19 protein-coding genes and 2 pseudogenes are annotated in these 26,662 nt (G+C 59.8%); 18 read left to right on the top strand and 3 right to left on the bottom strand.

Annotated elements, in window-relative coordinates:
* Positions 1 to 64 precede the first annotated feature (64 nt).
* Positions 65 to 1,276, bottom strand: coding sequence for a GTP-binding protein (locus HPDFL43_RS15835; protein ID WP_007198392.1), 1,212 nt, complete (start codon positions 1,274 to 1,276; stop codon positions 65 to 67).
* A gap of 616 nt (positions 1,277 to 1,892) precedes the next feature.
* On the opposite strand from HPDFL43_RS15835, the gene mraZ reads away from it, so the two are divergent.
* The 13 genes and pseudogenes from mraZ (at position 1,893) to HPDFL43_RS15765 (ending at position 16,833) form a co-directional block, all read left to right on the top strand.
* Positions 1,893 to 2,321: a division/cell wall cluster transcriptional repressor MraZ gene (gene mraZ, locus HPDFL43_RS15825; RefSeq protein ID WP_007198390.1), complete on the top strand. Its 429-nt coding sequence runs from the start codon at positions 1,893 to 1,895 to the stop codon at positions 2,319 to 2,321.
* A 26-nt stretch (positions 2,322 to 2,347) separates the two neighbouring features.
* Positions 2,348 to 3,364 carry a 16S rRNA (cytosine(1402)-N(4))-methyltransferase RsmH gene (gene rsmH / locus HPDFL43_RS15820; RefSeq protein WP_007198389.1) on the top strand — a complete coding sequence of 339 codons (1,017 nt, stop codon included), beginning with the start codon at positions 2,348 to 2,350 and terminating at the stop codon, positions 3,362 to 3,364.
* Positions 3,365 to 3,367: 3 nt separating this feature from the next.
* Positions 3,368 to 3,733, top strand: coding sequence for a cell division protein FtsL (gene ftsL / locus HPDFL43_RS15815; RefSeq protein ID WP_007198388.1), 366 nt, complete (start codon positions 3,368 to 3,370; stop codon positions 3,731 to 3,733).
* Positions 3,730 to 5,464, top strand: a pseudogene (locus tag HPDFL43_RS15810) (peptidoglycan D,D-transpeptidase FtsI family protein). Before ftsL ends, HPDFL43_RS15810 begins: the two are co-directional and overlap by 4 nt.
* A 61-nt stretch (positions 5,465 to 5,525) precedes the next feature.
* Positions 5,526 to 6,995 carry a UDP-N-acetylmuramoyl-L-alanyl-D-glutamate--2,6-diaminopimelate ligase gene (locus HPDFL43_RS15805; RefSeq protein ID WP_007198385.1) on the top strand — a complete coding sequence of 490 codons (1,470 nt, stop codon included), beginning with the start codon at positions 5,526 to 5,528 and terminating at the stop codon, positions 6,993 to 6,995.
* A complete protein-coding gene (locus HPDFL43_RS15800; protein WP_007198384.1) occupies positions 6,992 to 8,425 on the top strand; it encodes a UDP-N-acetylmuramoylalanyl-D-glutamyl-2,6-diaminopimelate--D-alanyl-D-alanine ligase in 1,434 nt (477 codons plus the stop codon). Before HPDFL43_RS15805 ends, HPDFL43_RS15800 begins: the two co-directional genes overlap by 4 nt.
* Positions 8,426 to 8,448: 23 nt before the next feature.
* Positions 8,449 to 9,552 (top strand): phospho-N-acetylmuramoyl-pentapeptide-transferase, encoded by a 1,104-nt coding sequence (mraY, locus tag HPDFL43_RS15795; protein WP_007198383.1) that lies wholly within the window; start codon positions 8,449 to 8,451, stop codon positions 9,550 to 9,552.
* A 3-nt stretch (positions 9,553 to 9,555) separates the two neighbouring features.
* Positions 9,556 to 10,977 (top strand): UDP-N-acetylmuramoyl-L-alanine--D-glutamate ligase, encoded by a 1,422-nt coding sequence (murD, locus tag HPDFL43_RS15790; RefSeq protein WP_007198382.1) that lies wholly within the window; start codon positions 9,556 to 9,558, stop codon positions 10,975 to 10,977.
* Positions 10,970 to 12,124, top strand: a complete 1,155-nt coding sequence (gene ftsW / locus HPDFL43_RS15785) for a putative lipid II flippase FtsW (RefSeq protein WP_007198381.1) — start codon at positions 10,970 to 10,972, stop codon at positions 12,122 to 12,124. Before murD ends, ftsW begins: the two co-directional genes overlap by 8 nt.
* A 5-nt stretch (positions 12,125 to 12,129) precedes the next feature.
* Complete coding sequence (murG, locus tag HPDFL43_RS15780) at positions 12,130 to 13,257, top strand: undecaprenyldiphospho-muramoylpentapeptide beta-N-acetylglucosaminyltransferase (RefSeq protein ID WP_007198380.1); 1,128 nt, start codon at positions 12,130 to 12,132, stop codon at positions 13,255 to 13,257.
* Positions 13,254 to 14,678, top strand: a complete 1,425-nt coding sequence (gene murC / locus HPDFL43_RS15775) for a UDP-N-acetylmuramate--L-alanine ligase (protein WP_007198379.1) — start codon at positions 13,254 to 13,256, stop codon at positions 14,676 to 14,678. Before murG ends, murC begins: the two co-directional genes overlap by 4 nt.
* Entirely contained in the window at positions 14,675 to 15,652 is a 978-nt protein-coding gene (gene murB / locus HPDFL43_RS15770) for a UDP-N-acetylmuramate dehydrogenase (RefSeq protein ID WP_007198378.1), read from the top strand. The genes murC and murB overlap by 4 nt, the downstream gene beginning before the upstream one ends.
* A gap of 365 nt (positions 15,653 to 16,017) precedes the next feature.
* Positions 16,018 to 16,833: a GGDEF domain-containing protein gene (locus HPDFL43_RS15765; RefSeq protein WP_084594679.1), complete on the top strand. Its 816-nt coding sequence runs from the start codon at positions 16,018 to 16,020 to the stop codon at positions 16,831 to 16,833.
* A gap of 185 nt (positions 16,834 to 17,018) precedes the next feature.
* Here HPDFL43_RS15765 and HPDFL43_RS21445 read toward each other — a convergent pair whose 3' ends face one another.
* Both HPDFL43_RS21445 and HPDFL43_RS21725 read right to left on the bottom strand, forming a co-directional pair.
* A complete protein-coding gene (locus HPDFL43_RS21445; RefSeq protein ID WP_210165602.1) occupies positions 17,019 to 19,067 on the bottom strand; it encodes a putative bifunctional diguanylate cyclase/phosphodiesterase in 2,049 nt (682 codons plus the stop codon).
* A gap of 153 nt (positions 19,068 to 19,220) precedes the next feature.
* Positions 19,221 to 19,978, bottom strand: a pseudogene (locus HPDFL43_RS21725) (IS5 family transposase).
* 319 nt (positions 19,979 to 20,297) lie between these two features.
* Here HPDFL43_RS21725 and HPDFL43_RS15740 point away from each other — a divergent pair.
* The 5 genes from HPDFL43_RS15740 (at position 20,298) to lpxC (ending at position 26,506) form a co-directional block, all read left to right on the top strand.
* Complete coding sequence (locus HPDFL43_RS15740; RefSeq protein WP_007198375.1) at positions 20,298 to 21,236, top strand: D-alanine--D-alanine ligase; 939 nt, start codon at positions 20,298 to 20,300, stop codon at positions 21,234 to 21,236.
* Positions 21,233 to 22,162 carry a cell division protein FtsQ/DivIB gene (locus tag HPDFL43_RS15735; protein WP_007198374.1) on the top strand — a complete coding sequence of 310 codons (930 nt, stop codon included), beginning with the start codon at positions 21,233 to 21,235 and terminating at the stop codon, positions 22,160 to 22,162. Before HPDFL43_RS15740 ends, HPDFL43_RS15735 begins: the two co-directional genes overlap by 4 nt.
* Positions 22,159 to 23,487 carry a cell division protein FtsA gene (gene ftsA, locus HPDFL43_RS15730; protein ID WP_007198373.1) on the top strand — a complete coding sequence of 443 codons (1,329 nt, stop codon included), beginning with the start codon at positions 22,159 to 22,161 and terminating at the stop codon, positions 23,485 to 23,487. Before HPDFL43_RS15735 ends, ftsA begins: the two co-directional genes overlap by 4 nt.
* Positions 23,488 to 23,543: 56 nt before the next feature.
* Positions 23,544 to 25,259, top strand: a complete 1,716-nt coding sequence (gene ftsZ, locus HPDFL43_RS15725) for a cell division protein FtsZ (RefSeq protein ID WP_040450343.1) — start codon at positions 23,544 to 23,546, stop codon at positions 25,257 to 25,259.
* A gap of 293 nt (positions 25,260 to 25,552) precedes the next feature.
* Complete coding sequence (gene lpxC, locus HPDFL43_RS15720) at positions 25,553 to 26,506, top strand: UDP-3-O-acyl-N-acetylglucosamine deacetylase (RefSeq protein WP_040449281.1); 954 nt, start codon at positions 25,553 to 25,555, stop codon at positions 26,504 to 26,506.
* The last annotated feature ends 156 nt before the right edge of the window (positions 26,507 to 26,662 follow it).

The following is a 26,662-nucleotide window of genomic DNA, read 5'->3' as shown; positions in this document are numbered from 1 at the left end:
CTAAAGCTTCCGTTAAATCCGCGAGTGCAATCGCCAAGGTTTTACGCATCTGTTCGAACCACATTCATGCCGCTTGTTCCGCACGGCGCCAGAGCGGGAAGGGGTCGACATAATCCGGCAAATCGTCCAGACATGAGGCTTCCGAAGCTGGAACCAGGCAGGCGTCCAGACGCGCTTTCAGCGCGATCCAATCAATGCCCACACCGATAAACACGATCTCCTGACGACGATCACCCCAGGGTTCTTGCCAGTTTGCTTGAAGATAAGCGCGAGCGGCTTCATGGGTGGGCCTGCGTTCTACCGGAACATTCGCCCACCATTGTCCCAACGGAGTGACGCTGGAAAGCGCGCCAGCCAACGAAAACTCTGCGACCCATTCCGGTCGAGAGGCGAGCCAGAAATGCCCTTTTGCGCGGACAACGCCTGGCATTGCGCCATTCAAAACCTCTTGGATTTTTTCAGGCACGAAGGGCTGGCGTGCGCGATAGACGAAAGATTGCACGCCGTACTCCTCCGTCTCGGGAACATGGTCGGCAAAGCCGTACAATTCCTTCGCCCACATCGGATGTTCGTGGGCTTTCTGAAAATCAAACAAACCGGTATCGAGAATTGCCTCCGCTGGAACATCGGAATGGTTGGTCTCGATAATCCGCGCATCCGCGTTCAGGCTGCGGACAATCTTGCGTGCCGCATCCGTCCGCTCAGGGCCAGCATCTTTGACCTTGTTTATGATGACGACATCGGCAAACTCAATCTGGTCGGTCAGCAGATGCACAAGCTTGCGCTCGTCTTCATCCCCCATCGTTTCACCGCGGTCGCTCAGGAAGTCATGGCTTGAATAGTCGTTTAGCAGATTTGCTGCATCGACGACCGTGACCATCGTATCAATCCGGGAGACGTCTGACAGGCTGACGCCATTCTCGTCGCGAAAATCGAAGGTTGCGGCAACCGGCAGTGGTTCGGAGATGCCCGTGGATTCAATGAGCAGATAGTCAAAACGGCCCTCGCCGGCCAAGCGCCGAACCTCATTCAGCAAATCATCGCGCAGCGTGCAACAGATGCAGCCATTGGACATTTCAACGAGGGTTTCGTCAGTTCGGCTCAATTCCGTATCCGCGCGCACAAGGTCGGCATCGATGTTCACTTCCGACATATCGTTGACGATGACAGCAACCCTGCGTCCCTCACGATTGCTAAGAACGCGGTTGAGCAGCGTGGTTTTGCCGGCGCCGAGAAAACCGGACAGGACCGTGACTGGCAGGCGGGTATCGGGCATTGTTCGAACTCCAGTTGATCGCAGGGCAGGTATCTATCGCAGTTACCAGACACGCACAACAAAAATGTTACGTTATAACAAATCTAAATTCAGAAGCCTGACGTTTGAAAAGAAACAGTCGCCCTTCTCTGACGCTTCAAATTTTGGGCTGTATGATTGGAGATCCGGACCGGCTTCGGACCTTTGGCAAGATCGCCGATCATGCTGCGATGAATGTAGTCGTCGAGCGGCTTGTGTCGGGCAAACTTCCCGGGGCAGGACCCTCTGTCTCTGAAAAAGCCGTTCCGGCAATCCGCACGATTTCTTCCTGACACGATTCACACTCCGTCCACCTTTCCTAACCCTTCGTTAATCTTGACGGGGTATTAACGGGCATCCGTGACTGCATTTGAGGGGGCGTGTTCCCATTGACGCCCAAATTGGCCCATGATATCCCAAATGCCTAAGATCAGCAGGCGGGCATCCGCCGTTTTTTGCTCATTTGAACCGTGGCTCTTCATCGGCGCCGCACAGGCGAATTTCGCCGCCAAAGGTTCTTCAGAGGGCGAAATCCGGTTGAGGCGAAGCGGAGGGTCGATGGCGTGGGGCCACAAGGCGGAAACGGCGGTACAGCGTAATGAACCGGTTCCTGTCGCATGCGACAAACAGGATCGACGCGAAGGGGCGGGTTTCCGTGCCCTCGATGTTTCGTGCCGTCCTGGCCCGTTCGGGCGTCGAAGAGCTCTATGTCTGGCAGGATTTTGTGTTTCCGGCGATCTCGATGGCCGGGCCGGACGTGCTGGAGCGCTTCGAGCGGATGATCGGGTCACAGGATCCTTTCTCGCTGGAGGCCAACAAGATGTCGCTGCTCATTCACGGCGGCGGCGTGTTCATGAAGCTCGACGGCGAGGGTCGGCTTCTGGTGACGGATTTCATCCGCGATTTCACGGGCATCACCGATCAGGTGACGTTTGCGGGGCGCGGCGACCATTTTCAGCTCTGGGCACCGGCGGCATTCGAGGAAATGCAGTCGCAAGCCCGGAAAGACCGGACGGCCAGTTCCTGACCGTTCATCACGGATGGAGAAACGGAATGGCGGCGGACATGGGCGAAGGACATTCTGACGCCCAAGGCGGACCTGTTCGCCACATTCCGGTTCTTCTCCGAGAGGTTCTGGCGGCGCTCGAAGCGGCGCCGTCGCAGCTCATCGTTGATGGCACCTTTGGCGCTGGCGGCTACACCGCCGCCATTCTCGAGGCCGGCGCCTCGGTGATCGGCTTTGACCGCGACCCCGAGGCCATCGCCAATGGCGCGGAAATGGCGGCGGCGTCCGGCGGACGGCTCAAGCTCATTCACGCACAGTTCTCGCATCTTCTCGAACATGTCGAGGAAGCCAGCCTAGATGGCCTGGTGCTCGACATCGGCGTCTCCTCGATGCAGATCGATGAGGCGGAGCGTGGTTTCTCCTTCATGCGCGACGGGCCGCTCGACATGCGCATGGCGCAGGCCGGGATCAGCGCCGCCGATGTGGTCAATCGGGCCAAGGCCTCGGATCTGACCCGCATCTTCGGGATCCTGGGTGAGGAACGGCATGCCGGCCGCATTGCCCGGGCGATCGAGGCCGAGCGTGCCAAACACCCCTTTTCAACCACGCGGCAACTGGCAGGGCTGATCGAAAAGGTCTCGCCGCGCCGGCCGCAGGACAAGATCCACCCGGCAACACGGGTGTTCCAGGCGCTGCGCACCTATGTCAATGACGAGCTGGGCGAACTTGCCACCGCGCTGTTTGCCGCCGAAAAGGCGCTCAAGCCGGGCGGGCGCCTGGTCGTGGTGACCTTCCATTCGCTTGAAGACCGGATCGTCAAGCGCTTCTTTCAGGACCGTTCCGGCAAGGCGTCCGGATCGCGGCATCTGCCGGCAGTGCAGGAGCGCAAGGCAACCTTTACCGCCATCGGCAAGCAACCCGTGGTCGCGGGCGAGGAGGAGTGTGAGGCCAATCCGCGCGCCCGCTCCGCCAAACTTCGTGCCGGTCTGCGTTCGGATGCGCCTGCGGGGCCCACCGGGTCAGACATCCTGCCGGTTCCCAATCTCGTTGCGTTAGGAGGCTGAGCCATGCTGCGAACTCTCGACCTGGTGCTGGTCGGCGCGATGATCACTGCGGCGACAATCACCTATCAGATCAAGCACAATGCCGAGGAAAAGCTCGCGCAGGTGCGGGAGCTGCAAGCGGCGATCAAGCTTCAGGAAGAAACGATCGACCTGCTCGAGGCCGACTGGAGCCTGCTCAACCAGCCATCGCGTCTCCAGCGGCTTTCCGAAGCGTTTGAAGAAGAATTGCAATTGAAGCCGATCGAGACCTTCCAGATGGCGGCACCTGACGAATTGCCCGGACGCGCCAGCGACTTTGCGCCGCTGGTGGCCGAAAACGAAGATGGCGACGCCGATGCGGCGCTGACAACCGGGTCGGTGAACCCATGAGCGGCCTTGGCGCATTTTTCCGCAGTTTTGCCCCCAGGCGCGCTGCGCATGCGGCCGCGGGCCGGACCCATCTCGAATTCGAAGGTGTGCGTAAGGCGCAGGGCGATCAGGCTAAAAACCGCATCATCATCGCCATTGCCTGTTTCGGCGTGCTTTACTCCGTGATTGGCGGCCGGCTGGTCTATTTTGGTCTAAAGGCACCGGAAATCGTGTCCTCGATCAACCGCTCGAATCAGCTGCTGGCCTCGCGTCCTGATCTGCTGGACCGCAATGGCGAGGTGTTGGCCACGGACATCCGCACGGTGTCGCTGTTTGCGGAACCGAACAAGATTGTCGATGCCGACGAGGCCGTCGAATTGCTTGCGACGGTGCTGCCCGATCTTGACCTGCGGGATATCCACCGCAAGCTTTCTTCCAATTCCCGCTTCCAGTGGCTGCGACGTCAGCTCACCCCCAAGCAGCAGAGCCAGATCCTGGCGCTGGGCATTCCCGGTGTCGGATTCCGGCCCGAGACCCGCCGTTTCTATCCGGGCGGCCCGACCGCGTCGCATGTTGTCGGTCACGTCAACATCGACAACAAGGGCATCGCCGGCATGGAGAAATATGTCGACGGGCAGGGGCTCGGCGACCTTGCGGCCGTTGGCATGACGTTCAACGAGGATCTCAATCCGGTGCGGCTTTCTCTGGATCTCAGGGTCCAGCATGTGCTGCGCGATGAGCTGGCCGCGGCAATCGACCGCTACAAGGCGATCGCGGCGGCGGGCGTGGTGCTCAATATCCACACCGGCGAAGTGCTCGCCATGTCGTCACTGCCCGACTACGATCCGAACAATCCGGTCGAAGCGCTCCAAAAGGACCGGCTCAACCGGATGTCTGCGGGCACCTACGAAATGGGCTCGACCTTCAAGGCCTTCACCACGGCAATGGCGCTCGATTCGGGCAAGGTGAAGATGACCGATTCCTTCGATGCACGCGGCTCGATCCGGATTGGCGGCTTCACGATTTCTGATTTCCACGGCAAGAACCGGGTGCTCACCGTGCCGGAGATCTTCATCTATTCCTCCAATATCGGCACGGCGCGGATGGCCGATTTGGTGGGCATTGAGGGGCATAAGGAGTTTCTGACCCGGCTGGGGCTTCTCACCCGGATGCAGACGGAACTCCCCGAGGTTGCGATGCCGCACCAGCCGGCGGAATGGAAGAAGATCAACTCGATCACCATTTCCTTCGGCCATGGTGTTCGACGACACCGCTTCAGACCGCGGTGGCTGCGGCAGCGTTGATGAATGGCGGCAAGCTGATCGAACCGACATTCCTGCCGCGAATCAGAAGACTGCTGAAAGCCTTGCGGTTCAGGTGCTTGACCCAACGACCAGCTTGTACATGCGTGACCTGATGAAGATGAATGTGGCCAAGGGTTCGGGCCGGCGCGCCCAGGTTCCGGGTTTTGATGTCGGCGGCAAGACCGGGACCGCCGAAAAGGTGGTCAACGGACGCTACTCCTCGGCAGTGCGGTTCAATGCCTTCCTGTCCGCTTTCCCGATCGACAATCCTCAATATGTGGTGCTGGTGGTGATCGATGAGCCCAAGCCGGAAGAGGGCAAGCCGTCCGCAACCGCGGGTCTCAACACTGCACCGACGGTGGGCGCGATCATCCGCCGCTCGGGTGCGTTTCTTGGGATCAGGCCGCATTTCGGAAATGGCGCTCAGGCGTTGTCCTTGTCATATTGACACCACAAGCGGCGGGCAGGGCTAGCCCGGCCGCAACGCAAACGAAAGACCTGAGCATTTTATGAACCTATCAGCCCTGATCTCGGCCCTGCCACCTGGAACCCTCTCAGCACCGTCGTCGGCGAACCTGGATTTTTCTGTCACCGGCCTGACGGCCGACAGCCGTGTGGTCGAGCCGAGCAATCTGTTTTTTGCCCTCGCCGGGGTCAAGACGGATGGGGCAAGGTTTGTGCAGGAAGCCATCTCGAAGGGGGCCGCCGCAATCGTGGCTGCGAGCGGTGCCGGTATCTCCACGGACGGTGTGGCGGTGTTGCGCAGCGACGATCCGCGGTTGGCGCTGGCGCGCATGGCCGCAGCCTTTTTCGGACCGCAGCCACGCGTGATGGCGGCGGTGACCGGGACGGCGGGCAAGACTTCGGTTGCCTCTTTCCTGCGTCAGATCTGGGCCCATGCGGGTGAAAAGGCTGCAATGCTGGGCACCACTGGCGTCGTCGCGCCGGGACGGAGCGAATACGGATCGCTGACGACACCCGATCCGGTGGCTCTGCACCGGCTTCTCGCGGAGCTGGCAAGCGAAGGTGTCACCCATGCGGCGATGGAGGCTTCAAGCCATGGCCTTGACCAGCGCCGGCTTGACGGTGTGATGCTCAGTGTCGCGGGTTTTACGAATCTTGGCCGCGACCACATGGATTACCACCCGACCATGGAAGATTACATGGCTGCGAAGATGCGCCTGTTTGACACCTTGTTGCCCAAGGGTGCGCCGGCGGTTATCTTTGCCGATGATCCCTGGTCTGAACAAGCTGTCGAAGTTGCCGAAAGAGCCGGCGCGCGGGTGCTGACCGTGGGCCGCAAGGGCGGATTCCTGAGCCTCAAACGGGTTGAGCATCTGCGCCACAAGCAGATTGCTGAAGTGCATCTCGACGGACGTATCTTCGAAATTCATGTGCCGTTGGCCGGCGACTTTCAGATTTCCAATGCGCTGGTGGCAGCCGGCATGGCGATTGCCACGGGCACAGGAGCGGATCAGGCCATGGCCGCGCTCGAGCATCTCACCGGTGCATCTGGCCGTCTCGAACTGGTCGGATCGACCGGGGACGGCGCGCCGGCCTATGTCGATTATGCGCACAAGCCTGAAGCCATGGAAAATGTCCTCGACGCGGTGCGTCCGTTCACCACCGGCCGCATCATCATGGTGTTTGGCTGCGGCGGAGACCGGGACCGCGGCAAACGTCCGATCATGGGGTCGATCGCCACCAAGCTCGCCGATGTGGTGATCGTGACCGACGACAATCCGCGCACGGAAGACCCGGCAGAAATCCGAAGTGAAATCCTGGTTGCGGCACCTGGCGCCACGGAGATCGCGGACCGGGCAGAGGCAATTCGCACGGCGGTTGAGATGCTTGAGGCCGGGGACACGCTAATCGTCGCAGGCAAGGGGCATGAGCAGGGGCAAACGGTTGGAGACACCGTTCTGCATTTCTCCGATCATGAGGAAATCCGTGCCGCGTTAAAGGGGGTGAGCGCATGAGCTTGCTGTGGACCGTTCAAGAGATGACCGAGGCCATGGACGGCCGTCCCTTGGGCAACCTACCCGACGGGGTGACCGGGATTTCAATTGACAGCCGGACGGTTGGGGAAGGGGATGCCTTCTTCGCCATCAAGGGTGATAAGTTTGACGGACATGATTTCGCCAGTGCGGCAATTGCAACTGGTGCGGCACTGCTGGTGGTCGCGGAAGCCAAATTGCCTGCGCTTGGACGGCTGACTGCGCCTATGATCGTGGTCAATGACGTGCTGTCAGCGCTTGAGGATCTGGGCCGGGCGGCACGGGCGCGCTCGGAGGCGAAGATCATCGCGATCACCGGATCGGTGGGCAAGACCTCGAGCAAGGAGATGCTGCGCCGGGCGCTTGAGCCATCAGGCGAAGTGCATGCCTCTGCCGCCTCCTTCAACAATCACTGGGGCGTGCCGCTGACGCTGGCGCGGATGCCGGCGAGCGCTCAATACGGCGTCTTTGAAGTGGGCATGAACCATCCCGATGAAATCCGGCCGCTGGTCAAGATGGTGCGTCCGCATGTGGCGATCATCACCACCATTGCCGCAGCCCATCTTGGCAACTTCAAGAACCTCACCGAGATCGCCGCTGCCAAGGCCGAAATCATGGAAGGTGTGGTCAAGAACGGCCACGTCCTGCTCAATCGGGACAATGAGAAATTCAGCTGGCTGAAGAAGCGGGCCTCCGAACTGAGCTCAGCCAAGGTTCTGGCCTTCGGCGAGCATGCCAAGGCGGATTACCGGCTTCTCAATTGCAAGCTTCTTGCCGATTGCTCGACCATCACCGCACGGATCGGCAAGGATGATGTTGTCGTCAAGATCGGCGCGCCCGGCCGCCATCTGGTTCAGAACGCGCTTGCGGTGCTCGGCGCGGTTCAGCTGGCTGGCGCTGACCTTGCGAAGGCAAGCCATGCACTGGCCGCAATCTCTGCGGAGAAGGGGCGCGGGGCGCGCCATGAACTCTCGATCGACGGCGGAAGCTTTGTCCTGATTGATGAGAGCTACAACGCCAATCCGGCCTCGATGCGCGCGGCGCTCGAATTGTTGCGCGACACGCCTGTGCGGCTGAGAGGGCGGCGCATTGCGGTGCTGGGTGACATGCTGGAAATGGGCAAATTCGCCGAGCGGGTGCACCGGGAACTGGCCGAGCCAGTCCGCCAGGCGCATGCCGACATGGTTTGCCTTTCAGGATCCGAGATGAAGGCGCTGCGCGACGAACTCGGCAATGAGGTTGAGACGGTCTACCGCGACACTGCCGATGACCTGGCAGACCATCTCAAAAATGTGCTCAGGGATGGCGATGTGGTGATGGTGAAGTCTTCGCTCGGCATCGGTTTCGGGCGCATTGTTAAGGCTTTGCTTGACAAGTATCCGGTGCTGGCTGACAGCAACGCCAACGACTGAAATTATTCGGGGGACTGGAATTCATGCTCATCTGGCTTGTGGATTTGGCGGACCAAATCCAGTTCTTCAATCTTTTCAGATATATCACCTTCAGGACGGGTGCGGCGATGTTTACCTCGGCGCTGATTGTCTTCCTGTTTGGGCCGCGAATCATCGCGTCTTTGAGGGTTCGGCAGGGCCGCGGTCAGCCAATTCGCGCCGACGGACCGCAAACCCATTTCCTCAAGGCAGGCACCCCGACCATGGGCGGGTTGATGATCCTGGCGGGCATTGTCGGCTCGTCGCTGCTTTGGGCGGATCTTTCGAGTGTTTATGTGGTGACCACGCTTCTGGTGACGCTGGGTTTCGGCGCGATCGGGTTTTACGACGATTATCTCAAGGTGACCAAGCAAAGCGACAAGGGCTTTTCGGGCAAGGCCCGGCTTGGGCTCGAATTCATCATTGCCGGCATCGCGGTGTTCTTCATCATGCAGGCCTCGATGGCTGCCTCTAACGCTAGCGGAGCCGAATTCGGTTCGTCGGTGGCGTTTCCGTTCTTCAAGGACCTGCTTCTTGATCTGGGATGGTTCTTTATCGTGTTTGGTGCATTCGTGATCGTGTCGGCGGGCAATGCGGTCAATCTCACCGACGGGCTTGACGGTCTGGCGATCGTTCCGGTGATGATCGCGGCTGCCTCGTTTGGCGCGATCGCCTATCTCGCCGGTAACGCGGTCTTTGCCAATTACCTGCAGATCCATTTTGTTCCTGGAACCGGCGAACTTGCCGTCATCCTTGGTGCGGTGATTGGCGCGGGCCTCGGATTCCTGTGGTTCAACGCGCCCCCGGCCGCGATCTTTATGGGCGACACCGGCTCGCTGGCGCTCGGTGGACTTATCGGCACGGTCGCAGTAGCGACCAAGCACGAGATCGTCATGGCAATCATTGGCGGGTTGTTCGTGATCGAGGCGCTGTCGGTGATCATCCAGGTGGCGTCGTTCAAGCTAACCGGCAAACGGGTCTTCCTGATGGCGCCGATCCACCATCATTTCGAGAAAAAGGGATGGACCGAAAGCCAGGTTGTGGTGCGGTTCTGGATCATTTCCGTGGGCCTCGCCATGATCGGGCTGGCCACGCTGAAGCTGAGATAGGCCATGATTGCGGCGTCGACATTCAAGGGCAGGCGGGTGGCGCTGTTCGGGCTGGGCGGCTCGGGCCTTGCCACCGCCAGGTCGCTTGTCGCCGGGGGTGCCGAGCTGATTGCCTGGGATGACAATCCGGCCCAGGTCGAGGCCGCCGCCAAGGCGGGCATCGCAGTGGGGGATCTTCGCGAGATCGACTGGGCCAGGATCCAGACGCTGGTGCTTGCGCCCGGTGTCCCGCTCACCCATCCCAAGCCGCACTGGACCGCGGATCTTGCCAATATGTATGCGGTTGAAATCATCGGCGATGTGGAAATCTTTGCACGCGAGCGCCGGGCCCATGCTCCGGACGCCGCGTTCATCGCCATCACCGGCACCAACGGCAAATCCACCACCACCGCCCTGATTGCCCACCTGATTGAGCACAGCGGCCGCGATGCGCAGCTTGGCGGCAATATCGGCACCGCGGTTCTGACCCTGGAGCCGCTCACCGATGACCGGGTCTATGTGATCGAATGTTCGTCCTACCAGATCGATCTGGCCCCCTCTCTCGATCCCAGCGCCGGATTGCTGCTCAATCTTACGCCCGACCATCTCGACCGTCATGGGTCGATGCAGCACTATGCCGAGGTGAAGACGCGGCTGGTGGCGCAAAGTGACATGGCGATCATCGGTGTCGATGATGATTGGTGCCGTGACATCGCAACGCAGATCGAGGCGGACGGGCGCAAGGTCGAACGGATCTCCAAGTCGCTGCCGCTGTCACGCGGAATTTTCGCCGATGGCGGCAAGATCCGCCAGGCGGCAGATGGCGCAGTGCAGGAGATTGCCGATCTTTCAGGGATCCCGACCCTGCGCGGTCAGCACAATGCCCAGAATGCCGCTGCCGCAATCGCAGCCTGCCGCGTGACCGGGCTCAGCGACGCGGAAATCCGTACGGGGCTTGCCACCTTTCCCGGCCTCAAGCACCGGATGCAGCCGGTTGGGCGGCAAGGACGCGTGGTCTTCGTCAATGATTCCAAGGCCACCAATGCGGAAGCCGCGGCACCTGCGCTGCAGAGCTTCAAACCGATCTACTGGATTGCCGGCGGGCTTGCCAAGGAAGGCGGAATTGCTGCGCTGGAGCCATATTTTCCCCGCATTGCGAAGGCCTATCTGATCGGCGAAGCAGCTGCGGAATTTGCCGCAAGCATCGGTGAGCGGGCGCCATTCGAGATTTCCGGCACGCTTGATCGTGCGGTCGCAAATGCGGCGCGTGATGCGGGGCAGGATGCGGCCGAGATGCCGGCGGTGTTGTTGTCGCCGGCCTGCGCCAGTTTTGACCAGTACCGGAATTTCGAAGTCCGCGGCGACGCCTTCGTAAGCCTCGTGGCAGCGTTGGATGATATTGAAATGCTTGTGGAGGTCGGGCGCAAAGGAGAATTGAATGGTTAGCCGTGCTGAACGCGGGCTGGTCGCGGACTGGTTCTGGACCATTGATCGGCTTTTCCTGGCGGCCTTTGTCGCCCTTATGGGCATTGGACTGATGATGTCGTTTGCAGCCAGCCCGGCGGTGGCGGAGCGGCTCGGGCTTGACAGTTTCCATTTCGTCGAACGTCACGGGGTGTTTTTGCTGCCGGCGCTTGCGGTGATGATCGGGGTGTCGTTTCTGAACGCGCGGCAGGTGCGGCGGCTGGCTCTGCTGCTTCTGATCGGAGCGATCGCGATGATGGTGCTGGCGCTGTTTTTCGGTGTTGAGATCAAGGGGTCGCGACGCTGGATTTCGATCATGGGAATCTCGGTTCAGCCGTCCGAGTTCATGAAACCGGCCTTCGTGGTGATCTGCGCATGGTTGTTTTCGGAGCGGTCACGCCATCCCGAAATCCCGGGCAATCTGTTCGCCATCATCCTGTTCGGCATTGTCGCAGCCCTTCTGGTGGCGCAGCCGGACCTTGGCCAGACCATGCTGACGGCCGCTGTCTGGGGTGGGATGTTCTTCATGGCCGGCATGTCCTGGTTCTGGATCCTGCTCCTGGGCGGACTGGCTATTCTGGGTTTTGTTTCGGCCTATGTGGTGTTCCCGCATGTGGCCGAGCGCATCAACGGCTTCCTGTTTGGCGAGGGAGACAGCTTCCAGATCGACACGGCGCGCGAGGCCATCATTCGCGGTGACTGGTTCGGCCAGGGGCCGGGCGAGGGGACGATTAAGCGAATCCTGCCCGACAGCCACACCGATTTCGTCTTCTCGGTGGCCGCCGAGGAGTTCGGGATCGTGTTCTGCATGGTGCTGGTGGCGCTGTTCGCCTTCGTGGTGCTGCGTGGGCTGACCCGCGCTGGTGCGCTTCAGGATGATTTCACACGGCTCGCCGTGGCTGGATTGTCGCTGCTGATCGGCTTCCAGTCCTTCATCAATATTGGGGTCAATCTCGAATTGCTGCCGGCCAAGGGCATGACGTTGCCGCTGGTCTCCTATGGTGGTTCGTCGATGATTGCGGTGGCGATCACGGCGGGCTTCCTGCTGGCGCTCACCCGACGCAGGCCGGAAAACCGGGCACAACCGAGACCGTTCTTCCGGGCGGCCGAGAGTGTGGCGGCGGAGTAGAATTCATGGCTAAGGGCAAACTCTTTCTGCTGTCTGCGGGCGGCACCGGCGGACATCTGTTTCCCGCTCAGGCGCTGGCGCATGAGCTGGTGGCGCGCGGCCATCGCGTGCATCTGGTGACGGACAGCCGTGCCGAACGCTTTGCCGGCAAGTTTCCCGCATCCGAAATCCATATCGTACGCTCTGCAACCATCGGCTCGAAGAACCCGATCAAGCTGGTAAAGGCCTTGTGGACGCTGTTTTCCGGCGTGCGCGAGGCCGGTGCGCTGATCCGGAAAATCCGGCCTGACGCGGTGATTGGATTTGGCGGTTATCCGACAATCCCGCCGCTGCTGGCGGCTTCGAATGCCGGTCTGCCAACGATGATCCATGAGCAGAATGCGGTGATGGGACGCGCCAACAAGGCGTTGGCCACCCGCGTCAAGGCAATTGCCGGCGGTTTCCTGCCAGAAGGTCAGGGCACGCATGCGGCCAAGACCGTGATCACCGGCAACCCGGTGCGGCCGGAGGTGCTGGCGGCAGCTGCCATTCCCTTTAAACCGTCGAAGGATGATGAACCATTCCGGCTTGTTGTGTTTGGCGGCAGCCAGGGTGCGCAGTTCTTCTCCGATGCCATTCCTTCAGCGATCGCGCTGTTGCCAGATCCGCTGCGGGCGCGGCTTGAGCTGACCCAGCAGGCCAGACCCGAGGACGAGGAGCAGGTCCGCGCCCGGCTCATCGAGCTTGGCGTCAAGGCTGATGTCTCTCCCTTCTTCACCGATATGGCAGCGCGCATCGGAGCCGCACATCTGGTGATCTCGCGCTCGGGCGCATCGACCGTTTCGGAGATCGCGGTGATTGGACGTTCGGCCATTCTGGTGCCTTACCCTCACGCCCTTGATCATGATCAGGCTGCCAATGCGGCGGCGCTGATGGCCAAGGGAGGGGCCAGCGTGGTCCGGCAGTCCGAGCTCTCGGCGCAAATGTTGTCCGACATGATCGCCGAGCGTATGAACGATCCCGCAGGCCTTGCAGCCACAGCCGCAGCAGCGCAGGCCACGGGAAAACCTGATGCCGCGCGCTTGCTTGCCAATCTGGCGGAGGCTATCTCGGAAGGTATCAGCCCGGAACAGTTCAGGAGCACATCCGCATGAAAATGCCGCAAACCATCGGCCTCGTTCACTTTATCGGCATTGGCGGCATCGGCATGAGCGGGATTGCCGAGGTGCTCAACAATCTCGGCTACAAGGTGCAGGGCTCGGACCAGTCCGAAAGCGCCAATGTGCAGCGGCTCAGGGACAAGGGCATTGAGGTGCATATCGGCCATTCGGCGGCCAATCTCGGTGATGCCGAAGTCGTTGTGGTCTCGACCGCGATCAAGAAGAGCAATCCCGAACTGATGGCGGCGCGCGAGCGGCTGCTTCCGGTGGTGCGCCGGGCCGAAATGCTGGCCGAGCTGATGCGCTTCCGCAATGCGATTGCCATTGGCGGCACCCACGGCAAGACCACGACCACATCCATGGTGGCAACGCTTCTGGAGGCCGGCGGGCTGGATCCCACGGTGATCAATGGCGGCATCATCAATGCCTATGGCACCAATGCGCGCATGGGCGAGGGCGAGTGGATGGTGGTGGAGGCCGACGAAAGCGACGGCACGTTCCTTAAACTACCCGCCGAGATTGCGGTCATCACCAACATCGATCCCGAGCATCTCGACCACTACGGCACTTTTGACGCGGCGCGTGCTGCGTTTCGTCAGTTTGCGGAGAATGTGCCGTTTTACGGCTTCGGCGTGATGTGTCTTGACCATCCGGAAGTGCAGGCTCTGGTCAGCCGCATCGAGGACCGCCGGGTGATCACCTATGGCGAAAACCCGCAGTCGGATGTGCGCTTTTTCAACCACCGCATGGACGGGCCGGTATCGGTGTTCGACGTTGTGATCAACAGCCGCAAGACCGGCGAGACGGTCGAGCTGAAGGATCTGCGGCTGCCGATGCCGGGCAAGCACAATGTGTCGAATGCGGTTGCCGCAATTGCGGTCGCCTTCGAGCTGGGCCTGACGCCTGATCAGATCTCCAAGGGGCTGGGTCAGTTCGGCGGGGTCAAGCGCCGCTTCACCCACACCGGTTCCTGGAACGGGGTCGAGATCTTCGACGATTACGGCCACCATCCCGTCGAGATCAAGGCGGTGCTCTCGGCAGCGCGCGATGCCTGTCAGGGACGGGTCATCGCGGTGCACCAGCCGCACCGCTTTTCAAGGCTCTCCAGCCTGTTTGATGATTTTTCCGCCTGCTTCAACGATGCCAACACGGTGATGCTGGCGCCGGTCTATGCTGCGGGCGAAGATCCGATCGAGGGCATTGATTCCGCGCATCTGGTGATGAGCATGAAGGCGGGCGGCCATCGTGACGTTCGTCTGGTGGACGGACCTTCAGCTCTTGCGCCGATCATTGCCGACATCGCCAAACCGGGCGATTATGTGGTGTTGCTCGGGGCAGGCACCATCACCCAATGGGCCAACCAGTTGCCCAAGGAGCTCAATACGCTCAAGCCTGATGCGGAGAACAGTGCATGAAGGCGCTGCAGGTCGATGGAGAAAAGCTGCTTGCGTCGCTCAGTGGCAAACTGGACGATGTTCGCGGGCGGCTGACGCCGAATGCCGAGATGTCGAAGGTCACCTGGTTCCGTACCGGTGGTCCGGCTGAACTCTTGTTCCAACCGCTCGATGAGGACGATCTTTCGGCGTTTCTCACCGTGTTGCCTGAAGAGGTTCCGGTGCTGCCGGTTGGCATCGGCTCCAATCTGCTGGTGCGGGATGGCGGCATTCCGGGTGTGGTCATCCGGCTGTCGGCCAAGGGCTTTGGCCGGGCCGAGCAGGTCTCGGACACACGGCTTATGGCCGGCGCCGTCTGCCCCGACAAGCATCTTGCCGCGCTGGCGCTCGAGACCGGGCTTGGCGGGTTTCATTTCTATCATGGCATTCCCGGCGCGATTGGCGGCGCCCTGCGGATGAATGCCGGGGCCAATGGCGTTGAAACCCGCGAGCGCGTGGTCGAGGTTCATGCTGTCGATCGCAAGGGCGAACGCCATGTGCTGTCCAATGCCGATATGGGCTACGCCTACCGGCATTCCTCCGCACCCAAGGACCTGATCTTTACCCGCGCCATCTTCGAGGGCGCGCCCGCAGACAAGGACGAGATCCGGCAAGCCATGGATGCCGTGCAGCATCATCGCGAGACGGTGCAGCCGATCCGGGAGAAAACCGGCGGATCGACCTTCAAGAATCCGGAAGGCCATTCGGCCTGGAAGGTGATTGATGAGGCGGGCTGCCGCGGCTTGACCGTAGGCGGGGCGCAGATGTCGCCGATGCACTGCAACTTCATGATCAACACCGGCTCGGCTTCGGGCTATGAACTCGAAAACCTCGGCGAAACCGTGCGCGCGCGGGTGCTGGAGAATTCCGGTGTCCGGCTCGAATGGGAGATCAAACGGCTGGGCCTGTTTGATCCTGAACAGACGGTGCAGGAATTCCTGGGACAGTTGGTCTAATCAAGCCACCGCCGCGAATGCGTTTGGCATGCCATCGCTCCCGCAGAGCCGACACCCACCAACTCTGATCATTCTTGTCAAATTCCGCCGCTTTCTTTGCTGATGCCGGTTTGAGGACTTGCGCCGCGAATACGTCATTTGAGAGCGAAAGCTGCCGTTGGGAACAGGTCTTTTCCGCTGACGGCGGTGAGAGCCCGGGAACCAACCGGATCAAGCCGTTCAGCCGCACATTCTGAATGGAAATAGCTGTGGATAACAGCGCCCAGCCCTAGGCGAGTGTCGGATCTGGCCATGCTTTTGAAGGACATTGTTAAGGCTACCAGCCTAGCTTCCGTCGCGCCGATGGAGGTGAAACAGTGGTTGCCATGATACGTGACTGGATTGTAAAGCAGCTTATGCTCGGGGAGTTTTCCTCCTACGGTGACGTGTGCCGGAAGTCCGTCCTGGTTGGCCTCAAGGTTTCACTGGTTGCCTATCTTCTCAATCTTTCTCTCCATGGTCTGCTCTATTTTTCAGGCCTGATGCCCTATGAGAAAATGGGCGACGCGCTGTTCCTTGCCACGGTTCTGACGCCGCCCATTGCCTTTACGATTTCTGTTGCCGCTTACATTGCGGTCGGATTTGCAATTCATGATCTGGGTGTGTCGCGCGATGAGCTGGAGTGGCTGAGCCGCACAGACATGCTTTCAGGGCTTGCCAACAGACGGGCCTTCCTGACAGCCTTCGAAACCACCGAGGGCGAAAAGACCATGGTTGTTTTCGATATCGACCGGTTCAAGACTGTCAATGATTCTCATGGCCACTCGGCCGGCGACAAGGTGATCGGCGAAGTCGCAAACATGTTGTCTACGGTGTTTGGCGATAGGTCTCTGTGTGCCCGTCTCGGCGGAGAGGAATTTGCTGTGTTCAGCGGCGAGGTGCCTTTTGGAGAATTCGCGGCACTGAGCGAATTGGCTCGTATGCGCATTGCCGGTCTTCAAATTGAGGTGGATGATTCCGTCGTGCAGGTGACGGTTTCCGCCGGGATTGCCCGCTGCTCGGAAAACGAAACGTTCAGCCAGACCTTTTCCCGTGCCGACAAGCTGCTGTATCGGGCCAAGACCAGCGGGCGTAACAGAGTGATGTTCTGCTTCGGACCCGGTTCTCCCACCGAGACAGTCTTTCAGGCGAAAAGCGCCTGACCCCCGATTGGGCCACTCTTTTTTTGTCTTCGCTTGGATTTTGATTCCGCGTGTCCCGCCTTTTGAGGCGATGCCCGCAAAAATCAGGATGAGCCCTGGAAAGCATAGTCCCAATCTGGGTTCTTGTTCCCTTAAGACCCTTGTGCTCCCGCCTTTGAGACGGAAGAAGGGGGGTGTCTTGGAGCTCAACTCAAGGCTGACAGGCCCTCGTGTTGATCCGGGGCGGCGTTTCCGTGATTGGATTGTTCCTGCTGCCGGTCGATCATGTCCCGTGCATCGCTGTCCTTCATCGGTTTGCCATACAGGTATCCCTGGATCAGATCCGGTTTCATCGGGGACAGGATTGCCATTTCACTTTCGGTTTCCACGCCTTCAAGAACGCAACGCAGATCGAGTTTCCGGCACAACCCGATAACGCCGGCCACAATTTCGCGCGATGTGTCGCTGTGGGGAACCTTGCGGATAAAGCTCCTGTCGATCTTGACCTTGTCGAGCGGCAACTGGTCGAGATATTCAAAGCTCGAATACCCCGATCCGAAATCATCGAGAGCGATCTTGCAGCCGCTGGAGCGCAATGTCTGAAGAAGCTGCCTGGAGGTTTCAAGATCGGACATCACGGCAGTCTCGGTGATCTCGAACTCGATCCGGTGCGGCGAGATCCCTGACTTCATGATTGCGGACAACAGAGACAGGATAAAGGATCGGTCCGAGATGTCCTGGGCCGACAGGTTGAAGGAAAAGCTGATGTCCCGCGGCCACTTGGCCAGTGCGTCGAGCCCCTTGTTGAACAGGATACCGGTCACCTTGCGGATGTGGCCGGACCGTTCCGCCGCGCGTATGAACTGATCTGGCTGCACAAGACCGAGCTTCGGGCTTTGCCAACGGGCCAGAGCTTCAAAGCTGACAACCTTTTGAAGGCTCGGTGAATACTGCGGCTGAAACAGAAGGAAGAGTTCGTTTTCGAGATCGCATTCTCGCAATTCGCGTTCGATCTCGATCGCCTGCTTCATTTCCTTGTCTTCAGCGGTGTCAAACAGAATGCACTGGCCTCGTTGGTGGGCCTTGGCCTTGTAGAGCGCGAAATCCGCCTTTTCGTAGAGCTGGGCAGATGATGACCCCATGCTTGGGAAGTGCGCAAATCCGGCCGAGGCGCCGATCGTGAGTTCAAGAAGGTCCATCGGGTAGGGGCTGCTGATCGCATCTATGGTGTCTTTGCCAAGACGTTTGACTTCTTCTTCAGTCATTGTTCCGGGAAGAATGGCAATGAATTCATCGCCACCAATACGCCCGAAAGTGACGCCCTCAAGATTGATGTCTTTGGCGCGATCGACGATGGCGCACAGCAGGCGATCGCCCATTATGTGGCCATACACATCATTGATCGCCTTGAAGCCATCGAGGTCCAGAATGCCCATCCAGAACGGTCTGCCCTGTTTGACAAAATAATCGATCTTCTCAAACACGGCGCGTCGGTTTGGTACGCCGGTCAGCATGTCAGTATCTGCCAGGCGCTGTGCCTTGGCTGTCAATTTGTCTGCAAGCAGACGCGCATCGATCTGCCGGAAGATTGCCTTGCGCAAAAGCGTTGCCATGCACAATGATGCGACAGCGGTGGCGACCCCGATGGAGACATACTGATTGAAGAGTTCAGGCGATAAGTCAGACGCGAACCAGAACAATGTCGCCAACGACAGGAAAATCGTGAACAGGGTGGAACGAAGCGTCACGCCTGTGGTCGAAAAAATCACTGCCATCAGCGCAAAATAGATGAGCTTGGTTTGCTCGAAATTCATGATTGTGTATATTAAGACGTTGAAATATATTAATAAATTTGCAATGAAGCCGGCAAGTTCCAAGCGCGCCAAAGTCACGGATTCTTCCGAGACCATGAACTGCCTTATCAGCAGAAAGCATAGTGCCGTGACTGAGGTGATTGAGCCGAGGATGAGGAGGGACAGGCCTGTTTCATCGCGCCAGTGGGCCCAGGTAACATACAGGTAGTAAGCCGCCCCAGGAAGCAAGAGAACGCGGACGATGGGGCAATAGGCTTTGGCCAGAGCCTGCTGTCTCACAGGATCTATCCAGGTTTTGTAGGTGTCGAAGCGACTCGCCGTTCTCATGCGTGCATCTCTCATTTCGGCGATTGCCGGAAAACAATCGGTCCTGTTCCTCGTCGCCGCGCCACTTTGAGATGGAGGAAGTGTGCTGATCACGGCTTGTGTGATGAGCGCCAAAAGTCCTTTTCCATTGGAAGGACAGTCTTATCGGGCTAGGCCAAGGCCGAATCTTGCTCGCATGTTCGATCATGAACAGCATTCCGGCTCTTGTTACGCAGAGAGTCTTATCAAAAAATTGTTAACGTACAGTTCTTTAGGGCCTGTGGACAATCATCTTGACGCAATCAGGGTCGCGGCAAGGTTCCAACTGGCTGTGTAGCTACAGTCCGTTTTGTCATAGCGTGTTGCTATGCCTCTGAATTCCTTGATCTTCGCGAAGTAGTTTTCAACCAGATGCCGCCACTTGTAGGCTTCGACATCGTAGTCACGCTGTTGCTTTCGGTTTGATTTCGGTGGGATCACGGCGCTTGCGCCACGCTCATCCAACTCCTCTAGAAGCCAGTTCGCGTCGAATGCTTTATCCGCCATTAGCGCGCCGAAGGAGACATCCCGGATCAGCGGCGCAACGCCTTTCATGTCGTGCGCATGACCCGGCAGCAGCAGAAAGCGGACCAAGTTGCCAAGAGCATCGACGAGTGCAACGATTTTGGTCGTCAGGCCGCCGCGTGAGCGCCCGATGGCCTGAGCCTGAGTCCCCCTTTTGCGCCAGCTGCCTTCTGGTGAACCTGAACAATGGTGCCGTCGATGAGCGCATATTCGAGGTCGGGGTCACCGCTCATGGCTTTGAAAAGACCCTCGAATACTCCCGCCTTCGCCCAGCGGCGAAACCGCCGAAACTGACTGTTCCAATTCCCGAAAGCTGGCGGCAGGTCGCGCCATGGTGAGCCGGTCCGAACGCGCCAAAAAACTGATTCAAGAAACAGCCGATTGTCTCTTGCCGTGGCTCCCGCATCGCTGGCCTTTCCACGCAAATGCGGCTCAAGTCGCTGCCATACATCATCCGTCACCACAAAGCGCTGCTCGTTCATTCAAACCTCCGTTTGGAAAGTTTGAATCAGAAATCAAACCCGATGGGAATCCTGAATGTCCACAGGCCCTAGCAGATGAGTGTTTGCAACGGGCGATCCAGATCTTGCCGCCTGATTGTATCCGCAATCGGCGGGCAACACTCATGTTCGGTGTTCGGTCCGCAAGGTGTGCGCGTTCGTGGGCGAACGGTTTGGCGCAACCTTCGCCGTGTATTCTGACCTGTAGGTGGCGGGTGAGCATGCATCCGGTGAGTGTTAGCAGAATTGGCGGAGAATTCTCGGTCATTTGGCATGGACCGGGGCGATTCGAGGGAAATGGATGACGTCCGACAAAGCGAAAAAACATGTGGCCGTGCTGATGGGCGGGTTTTCATCGGAGCGCCCTGTCAGTCTGGCTACGGGCAATCCGTGTGCCGATGCACTTGAGAGTGCGGGGTACAAGGTCACCCGTGTCGATGTCGGCACCGATGTGGCTTCGGTGCTGACCGAACTGAAGCCCGATGTCTGCTTCAACGCGCTGCACGGGCCTTTTGGCGAAGATGGCAGCATCCAGGGCGTTCTCGAATATCTGGGAATCCCCTACACCCATTCGGGTGTGACCGCGTCAGCGCTGGCCATGGACAAGCGGTTGTCGAAGATCGTCGCCAAGGCGGTTGGCATTCCGGTGGCTGAGTCCAAGGTGATGAACCGTCACGACTTTACCTCGGCCCACCCGATGCAGCCGCCCTATGTGGTCAAGCCGGTAAATGAGGGATCGAGCTTCGGCGTCGTCATCGTTCAGGAAAATCAGACGCATCCGCCGCAGGTGATTACCTCCAGCGAGTGGAAATATGGCGATGAGGTGATGGTCGAACGCTATGTGCCGGGACGTGAACTGACCTGCACGATCATGGGCAATGTGGCGCTGGCGGTCACCGAGATCGTGCCGCAGGGGCACAGCTTTTATGATTATGATTCAAAATATGTCGCCGGGGGCTCCAAACATGTCTGCCCCGCAGAAATTTCACCAATTGTTTACCAAAAAATACGTAGGTTGGCGTTGAAGGCGCATCAAGCGATCGGTTGTCGCGGCGTGAGCAGGTCAGATTTCCGGTACGATGACCGTTTCTCCGAGAACGGAGAGGTCATATGGCTCGAAATCAACACCCAGCCCGGCATGACACCGACATCGCTCGCGCCTGAGATGGCCCTGCAGGCAGGCCACTCGTTTGAAGAATTTGTCAGCTGGATGGTGGAGGACGCTTCGTGTCGCCGATGACGGGAACCAGGGCAGGAGCCAATGAGGCTCAAACAACAAGAACGTCCGGGCGCGCAGCGTTTCCGGGCGCTTTTGTTCTGCCGCGTATTCTGCGCCGGCCCGTGCGCGCGTTTGCCGCGCTCGCCAGCGGCCGCGTCACCATTCGCCCTCATCTGGGATCCGTCGCAGCCGTTGTCTTCCTTGCTTCCACCGGGCTTTACGGCATGGAGACCGGTGGACATACCACGACCGTCACCCAGGCGTTGACCAGTGGCGTGGGGTTCGCGCTCGAAGATGTGCAGGTCAGCGGAAATGTGGAAACGTCCGACATCGACATCCTGCAGCAGCTTGGGCTTGACGGTTCCACCTCGGTGGTCGCGATCGACGCGCATGCGGCGCGTCAGAAACTGATGGAACTGCCCTGGGTCACCGATGCCCATGTTCAGAAGATCTATCCGCGTGGCCTGATGGTGCGGCTTGTCGAACGCAAGGCTGTTGGGATCTGGCAGCATGGCGACGCCCTGTCCCTGATTGATGTGCGCGGCGATGTGATTGCGCCGCTGACGGGTGCTCGTCACGCCGATCTGCCGCTGTATGTCGGCCTTGGCGCGGACCGCCATTCCGATGAGCTTGAAGCCCGGCTGCTGTTTCACCCGGAGTTGCGTGCGCGGGTCAAGGCGGCGATCCGGATTGCAGACCGGCGCTGGGATCTCCGGCTCGACAATGGCGTGACCATCAGTCTGCCCGAGGACAATGTCGGCGAAGCGCTCAAGCGTTTTGCGGCGTTTGATGCGGGCCGGGACGTGCTTTCACGCGATATCACCGCTGTGGATCTCAGGCTTGATGACCGGATCGCGCTGCGCCTGAGCGAAGCGGCATTCGAGCGCCGTACCCAGGCTCTGGAAGAGCGCGCCAAGTTGATCAAGGCTGCGGAGAAGAACTCATGAGTTTCTTCCGGCCCTCATCGATGCTGCCGCGGCTCACGCCGCTATCGTCCAAGCGCACCAGCATTGTCACCGTGCTCGATATCGGCTCCTCAAAGGTCGTATGCATGATCGGGCGGCTGACGCCGTTTGATGCGGCCGAGGTGCTTGCCGGGCGGACCCACAAGATCGAGATCCTGGGGATCGGCCACCAGAAGTCCCGCGGGCTCAAGGCGGGCGTGATTTCCGACATGGACGCTGTCGAGAGTTCGGTGCGGCTTGCCGTTGACGCGGCCGAACGTATGGCCGGGGTGACGGTGGAAAGCCTGATCATCAATGTCACAGCCGGGCGTCTCAAGAGTGAGACCCACTCGGCCTCGGTCAATCTGGGCGGTCATGAGATCGCTTCGGGGGATCTGAGGAAGGTGGTCAATGCCGCAACGCGGCAAAGCCAGCAGCAGGAGCGGGCGATTCTACACTCGCTGCCATCCAGCTACACGCTTGATGGCGAGCGTGGCATTCGTGATCCCGGTGGCATGTATGGTGACGTGCTCGGTGTCGACATGCATGTGTTGACCGCCGACCGTGCGCCTTTGCGCAATCTCGAACTTTCGGTCAACCGCGCCCATCTCACCGTCGAGGCGATGATTGCAACCCCTTATGCATCAGGTCTTGCAGCGCTGGTGGCTGATGAAGCCGAAATGGGCTGTGCCGCCATTGATATGGGCGGCGGAACCACCACGATTTCAGTGTTCTACGAAGGCCGGCTGGTGCATGCCGATGCGATTGCGCTTGGCGGCCAGCACGTCACCATGGATCTGGCACGCGGCCTTTCGACCCGGCTTGAAGACGCCGAGCGGATCAAGGTTGTGCATGGTTCAGCGCTGCCTCAGGCGGGTGAGGATCGTGACGTGATCTCGGTGCCGCCGATTGGCGATGACGAGCGTGACCAGCCGACCCATGTGCCGCGCGGCCTGGTCTCGCGGATTGTACGTGCCCGCGTCGAGGAGACGCTGGAAATGCTGCGGGACCGGATCCAGCAATCGGGCTATTCGACGCTGGTGGGCAAGCGCATCGTGTTGACCGGCGGCGCCAGCCAGATGACGGGCCTGTCGGAATCGGCACGGCGGATTCTGGCGCGCAATGTCCGCGTTGGCCGGCCTCTCGGGGTGTCCGGGCTGCCAGCGGCCGCGAAAGGCCCGACATTCTCAACTGCGGTTGGCCTGATGATCTATCCCCAGGTCGCCCATCTTGAATCCCACGGTGCAGGCGAGGGCGGTTTTGCCGCGATCGCAGGTGCCGGTGGCCGTCTGTCCCGCATGGGCCAGTGGCTTAAAGAGAGTTTTTGATTTTACCGAATTGACCACACGGCGGTGTGGTCATGCCAAAGGAAGGAACGGGTGCCATGACCATCAATTTGCAGAAGCCGGACATCACCGAGCTGAAGCCCCGCATCACGGTGTTCGGGGTCGGCGGTGGCGGCGGAAACGCCGTCAACAACATGATCAATGCAGGGCTGCAGGGTGTCGATTTCGTCGTCGCCAACACGGATGCCCAGGCGCTGACGATGTCCAAGGCGGACCGCCTGGTTCAGCTCGGCGTCGCTGTGACCGAAGGCCTCGGCGCGGGCTCGCAGCCGGAAGTCGGCCGCGCGGCAGCGGAGGAATGCATCGATGAACTCATCGATCATCTCAGTGGCACCCACATGTGCTTCGTCACCGCAGGCATGGGCGGCGGCACCGGCACAGGCGCTGCGCCGGTTGTTGCCCAGGCGGCACGCGACAAGGGCATCCTCACGGTCGGCGTGGTCACCAAGCCGTTCCACTTCGAAGGTCAGCGGCGCATGCGGCTGGCTGAAGCGGGAATCGAAGAGCTGCAGAAATGCGTCGATACGCTGATCGTTATCCCGAACCAGAACCTGTTCCGCATTGCCAATGACAAGACCACCTTCGCCGACGCTTTCGCGATGGCTGATCAGGTGCTCTATTCCGGCGTTGCCTGCATCACTGACCTGATGGTCAAGGAAGGCCTGATCAATCTCGACTTCGCCGACGTCCGTTCGGTGATGCGCGAGATGGGCCGCGCGATGATGGGGACTGGCGAAGCATCCGGCGAAGGCCGTGCGATGGCTGCAGCGGAAGCCGCAATCGCCAATCCGCTGCTTGACGAGACCACCATGAAGGGTGCTCAAGGCCTACTGATCTCGATCACCGGTGGCCGCGACATGACCCTGTTCGAGGTCGACGAGGCGGCAACCCGTATCCGTGAGGAAGTGGATGCGGACGCCAACATCATTCTTGGCGCCACCTTCGATGAAGCGCTTGAAGGTCTGATTCGTGTCTCCGTTGTCGCAACCGGTATCGACCGGGTCGAAAGCGAAGCCGATCAGCGTCCACCAGTGTCTGCGGCTCGCCCCGCCGCCCGTCCCGCAGCAACTGCGCAGCAGCAGCCTCCAGCGTCGCGCCCGGCACCGGCGCAACCGGCCGCTGCTCCCGCAACCGCTGCAAAGGATCCGGTTGGCGAAACCATTGTTTCGGTGGAAGCCGAGCTCGAGCGTGAGTTGGAGATTGCCAACCAGGCTGAAATGGCTGCCAAGAGCCAGGCCTCGCCTGCTCCTGCTCCCTCAGCCCCGGAGTTCCAGCCGCAAAGTCGGCTGTTTGCCGGTGCACCGGAGGCAAACGCCCAAACCGCCGCGCCACGACAGGCCCCGGCGCCAATGCCGCAAGCATCTGCAAGCCGTTCTGCCGCACAGCCCGCTCCGGCGCTGCGCAGCGAGCCCGAGCCGACACGCATGCCCCGGATCGAGGACTTTCCGCCGGTTGTGAAGGCTGAAATGGAGCAGCGCGACATGCCGCATGCCCATCAGGTCGATGAGCGCGGTCCGATGGGGCTTCTCAAGCGGTTGTCGAGCTCGCTGGGGCGCCGCGAAGAGGAAGATGCTGCGATGTCAGGGACTTCGGAACAGATGCCTCAGCGCCGTCCGCTGTCTGCGGAGGCAAGTGTCTATGCGCCGCGTCGCGGTCAGCTTGACGATCAGGGCCGGGTGACGCCGCAAGCGCGCACGACTCACGAAGACGACCAGTTGGAGATTCCCGCCTTCCTGCGCCGACAGGCGAAGTAAGGCGCTTGTTGGAATGTGTAACAATTGCGATCTGGCGGCGATGACGCCGCCAGATCGTTTCTGGTAACACTCTGTTAACCATAGGATTTTAGGGTGAACGGCCTGTTTTCCCAACGTAACATATCGAAAAAAAGCGTGATTTGGAAAGTCACGATCGCCACCGTATCTTGCAAGCCATATTTTGGGACATTGGCGAACAACCGCGTGAAAAGATACACGGGATCGCTTTATCGGACTGGGGACAGCCAAGCCTTTGGGGGGCTTAGGCCATAAAGCGGGAAACGGCGGATCTTATGAGTAGTGATGTAGTAGGATTGCAGACCACGATTTCGCGGTCGATCTCACTGTCTGGCGTTGGCGTCCATTCGGGCGAAAATGTCTCCATTACTTTCCATCCCGCCGATCCTGATACCGGAATTGTTTTCAACCGACACTTGCCATCCGGCGACATTGTCAGCGTCCGCGCTGTGTCCTCGCAGGTGGGCTCGACAGATCTTTGCACCCTGTTGGGCAAGGCTCCCGACCAGTCGGTCGCGACCGTCGAGCATCTGATGGCGGCCCTCTATGCGCTGGGTGTCGACAATATCAGCATCGATCTTGAAGGCAGTGAAGTGCCGATCATGGATGGCAGTGCAGCGGTCTTTATCGATGCGATCGACAATGCCGGACTGGTCAATCATTCGGTCAAGCGCCGCTATATCCGCGTGATCAAGCCGGTTCGCATTGAAATGGGCGGTTCATGGGCCGAGTTCACGCCGCACAATGGCACCCGGTTCGAAATCGACATCGATTTTGAAACGCCCTTGATTGGCCGCCAGAGCTGGAAGGGTGAAGTTACCGCCGACAGCTTCCGCCGCGAACTTGCCCGTGCACGGACATTCGGTTTCATGCGCGATGTCGAGCGGCTTTGGGCTTCCGGCCACGCACTGGGCTCTTCGCTGGAGAATTCGGTTGTCATCGGTGATGATGACAAGGTCATCAATGTCGAAGGTCTGCGTTTCCGCGATGAGTTCGTCCGTCACAAGACGCTTGATGCTGTGGGCGACCTTGCTCTGGCCGGTGCGCAGTTCATTGGCTGCTACCGCAGCTACCGCGGTGGCCACAAGCTCAACGCTTTGGCGCTTCGTGCGCTTCTGGCTGATGCGTCGGCCTACGAAGTGGTGGAAGCTCCGGCGCGGCGCGACACGGTTCGCCACGGTGAACTGGTTGCTGTCAACGCTGCTGCTTTTGCACCCTGGGCTCTCTGATCCGCAAGATCTGCGGCAAAGACCTGTCCAAAACAATGCGCAACTGCGTTTTTTCCCGGGCTTAACTGCTGAATATTAAGAGACATCTGCCACAAAAATGCGGCAAAGCGTCGTCATGACGTTGCGAAGTCCGGTGAATTCCGGATAGAAACGCGT

The sequence above is a fragment of the Hoeflea phototrophica DFL-43 genome (assembly GCF_000154705.2).
In the GTDB taxonomy this organism is placed as follows: domain Bacteria; phylum Pseudomonadota; class Alphaproteobacteria; order Rhizobiales; family Rhizobiaceae; genus Hoeflea; species Hoeflea phototrophica.
Note: the sequence above shows the minus strand (reverse complement) of the source record. Positions and strands in the feature narration are given on the sequence as shown.

Excerpts from the sequence above, each read along its gene's own strand:
- HPDFL43_RS15835 (WP_007198392.1), bottom strand. The coding sequence starts at position 1,276 with ATGCCCGATACCCGCCTGCCAGTCACGGTCCTGTCCGGTTTTCTCGGC.
- mraZ (WP_007198390.1), top strand. The coding sequence starts at position 1,893 with ATGAACCGGTTCCTGTCGCATGCGACAAACAGGATCGACGCGAAGGGG.
- rsmH (WP_007198389.1), top strand. The coding sequence starts at position 2,348 with ATGGCGGCGGACATGGGCGAAGGACATTCTGACGCCCAAGGCGGACCT.
- ftsL (WP_007198388.1), top strand. The coding sequence starts at position 3,368 with ATGCTGCGAACTCTCGACCTGGTGCTGGTCGGCGCGATGATCACTGCG.
- HPDFL43_RS15805 (WP_007198385.1), top strand. The coding sequence starts at position 5,526 with ATGAACCTATCAGCCCTGATCTCGGCCCTGCCACCTGGAACCCTCTCA.
- HPDFL43_RS15800 (WP_007198384.1), top strand. The coding sequence starts at position 6,992 with ATGAGCTTGCTGTGGACCGTTCAAGAGATGACCGAGGCCATGGACGGC.
- mraY (WP_007198383.1), top strand. The coding sequence starts at position 8,449 with ATGCTCATCTGGCTTGTGGATTTGGCGGACCAAATCCAGTTCTTCAAT.
- murD (WP_007198382.1), top strand. The coding sequence starts at position 9,556 with ATGATTGCGGCGTCGACATTCAAGGGCAGGCGGGTGGCGCTGTTCGGG.
- ftsW (WP_007198381.1), top strand. The coding sequence starts at position 10,970 with ATGGTTAGCCGTGCTGAACGCGGGCTGGTCGCGGACTGGTTCTGGACC.
- murG (WP_007198380.1), top strand. The coding sequence starts at position 12,130 with ATGGCTAAGGGCAAACTCTTTCTGCTGTCTGCGGGCGGCACCGGCGGA.
- murC (WP_007198379.1), top strand. The coding sequence starts at position 13,254 with ATGAAAATGCCGCAAACCATCGGCCTCGTTCACTTTATCGGCATTGGC.
- murB (WP_007198378.1), top strand. The coding sequence starts at position 14,675 with ATGAAGGCGCTGCAGGTCGATGGAGAAAAGCTGCTTGCGTCGCTCAGT.
- HPDFL43_RS15765 (WP_084594679.1), top strand. The coding sequence starts at position 16,018 with ATGATACGTGACTGGATTGTAAAGCAGCTTATGCTCGGGGAGTTTTCC.
- HPDFL43_RS15740 (WP_007198375.1), top strand. The coding sequence starts at position 20,298 with ATGACGTCCGACAAAGCGAAAAAACATGTGGCCGTGCTGATGGGCGGG.
- HPDFL43_RS15735 (WP_007198374.1), top strand. The coding sequence starts at position 21,233 with ATGACGGGAACCAGGGCAGGAGCCAATGAGGCTCAAACAACAAGAACG.
- ftsA (WP_007198373.1), top strand. The coding sequence starts at position 22,159 with ATGAGTTTCTTCCGGCCCTCATCGATGCTGCCGCGGCTCACGCCGCTA.
- ftsZ (WP_040450343.1), top strand. The coding sequence starts at position 23,544 with ATGACCATCAATTTGCAGAAGCCGGACATCACCGAGCTGAAGCCCCGC.
- lpxC (WP_040449281.1), top strand. The coding sequence starts at position 25,553 with ATGAGTAGTGATGTAGTAGGATTGCAGACCACGATTTCGCGGTCGATC.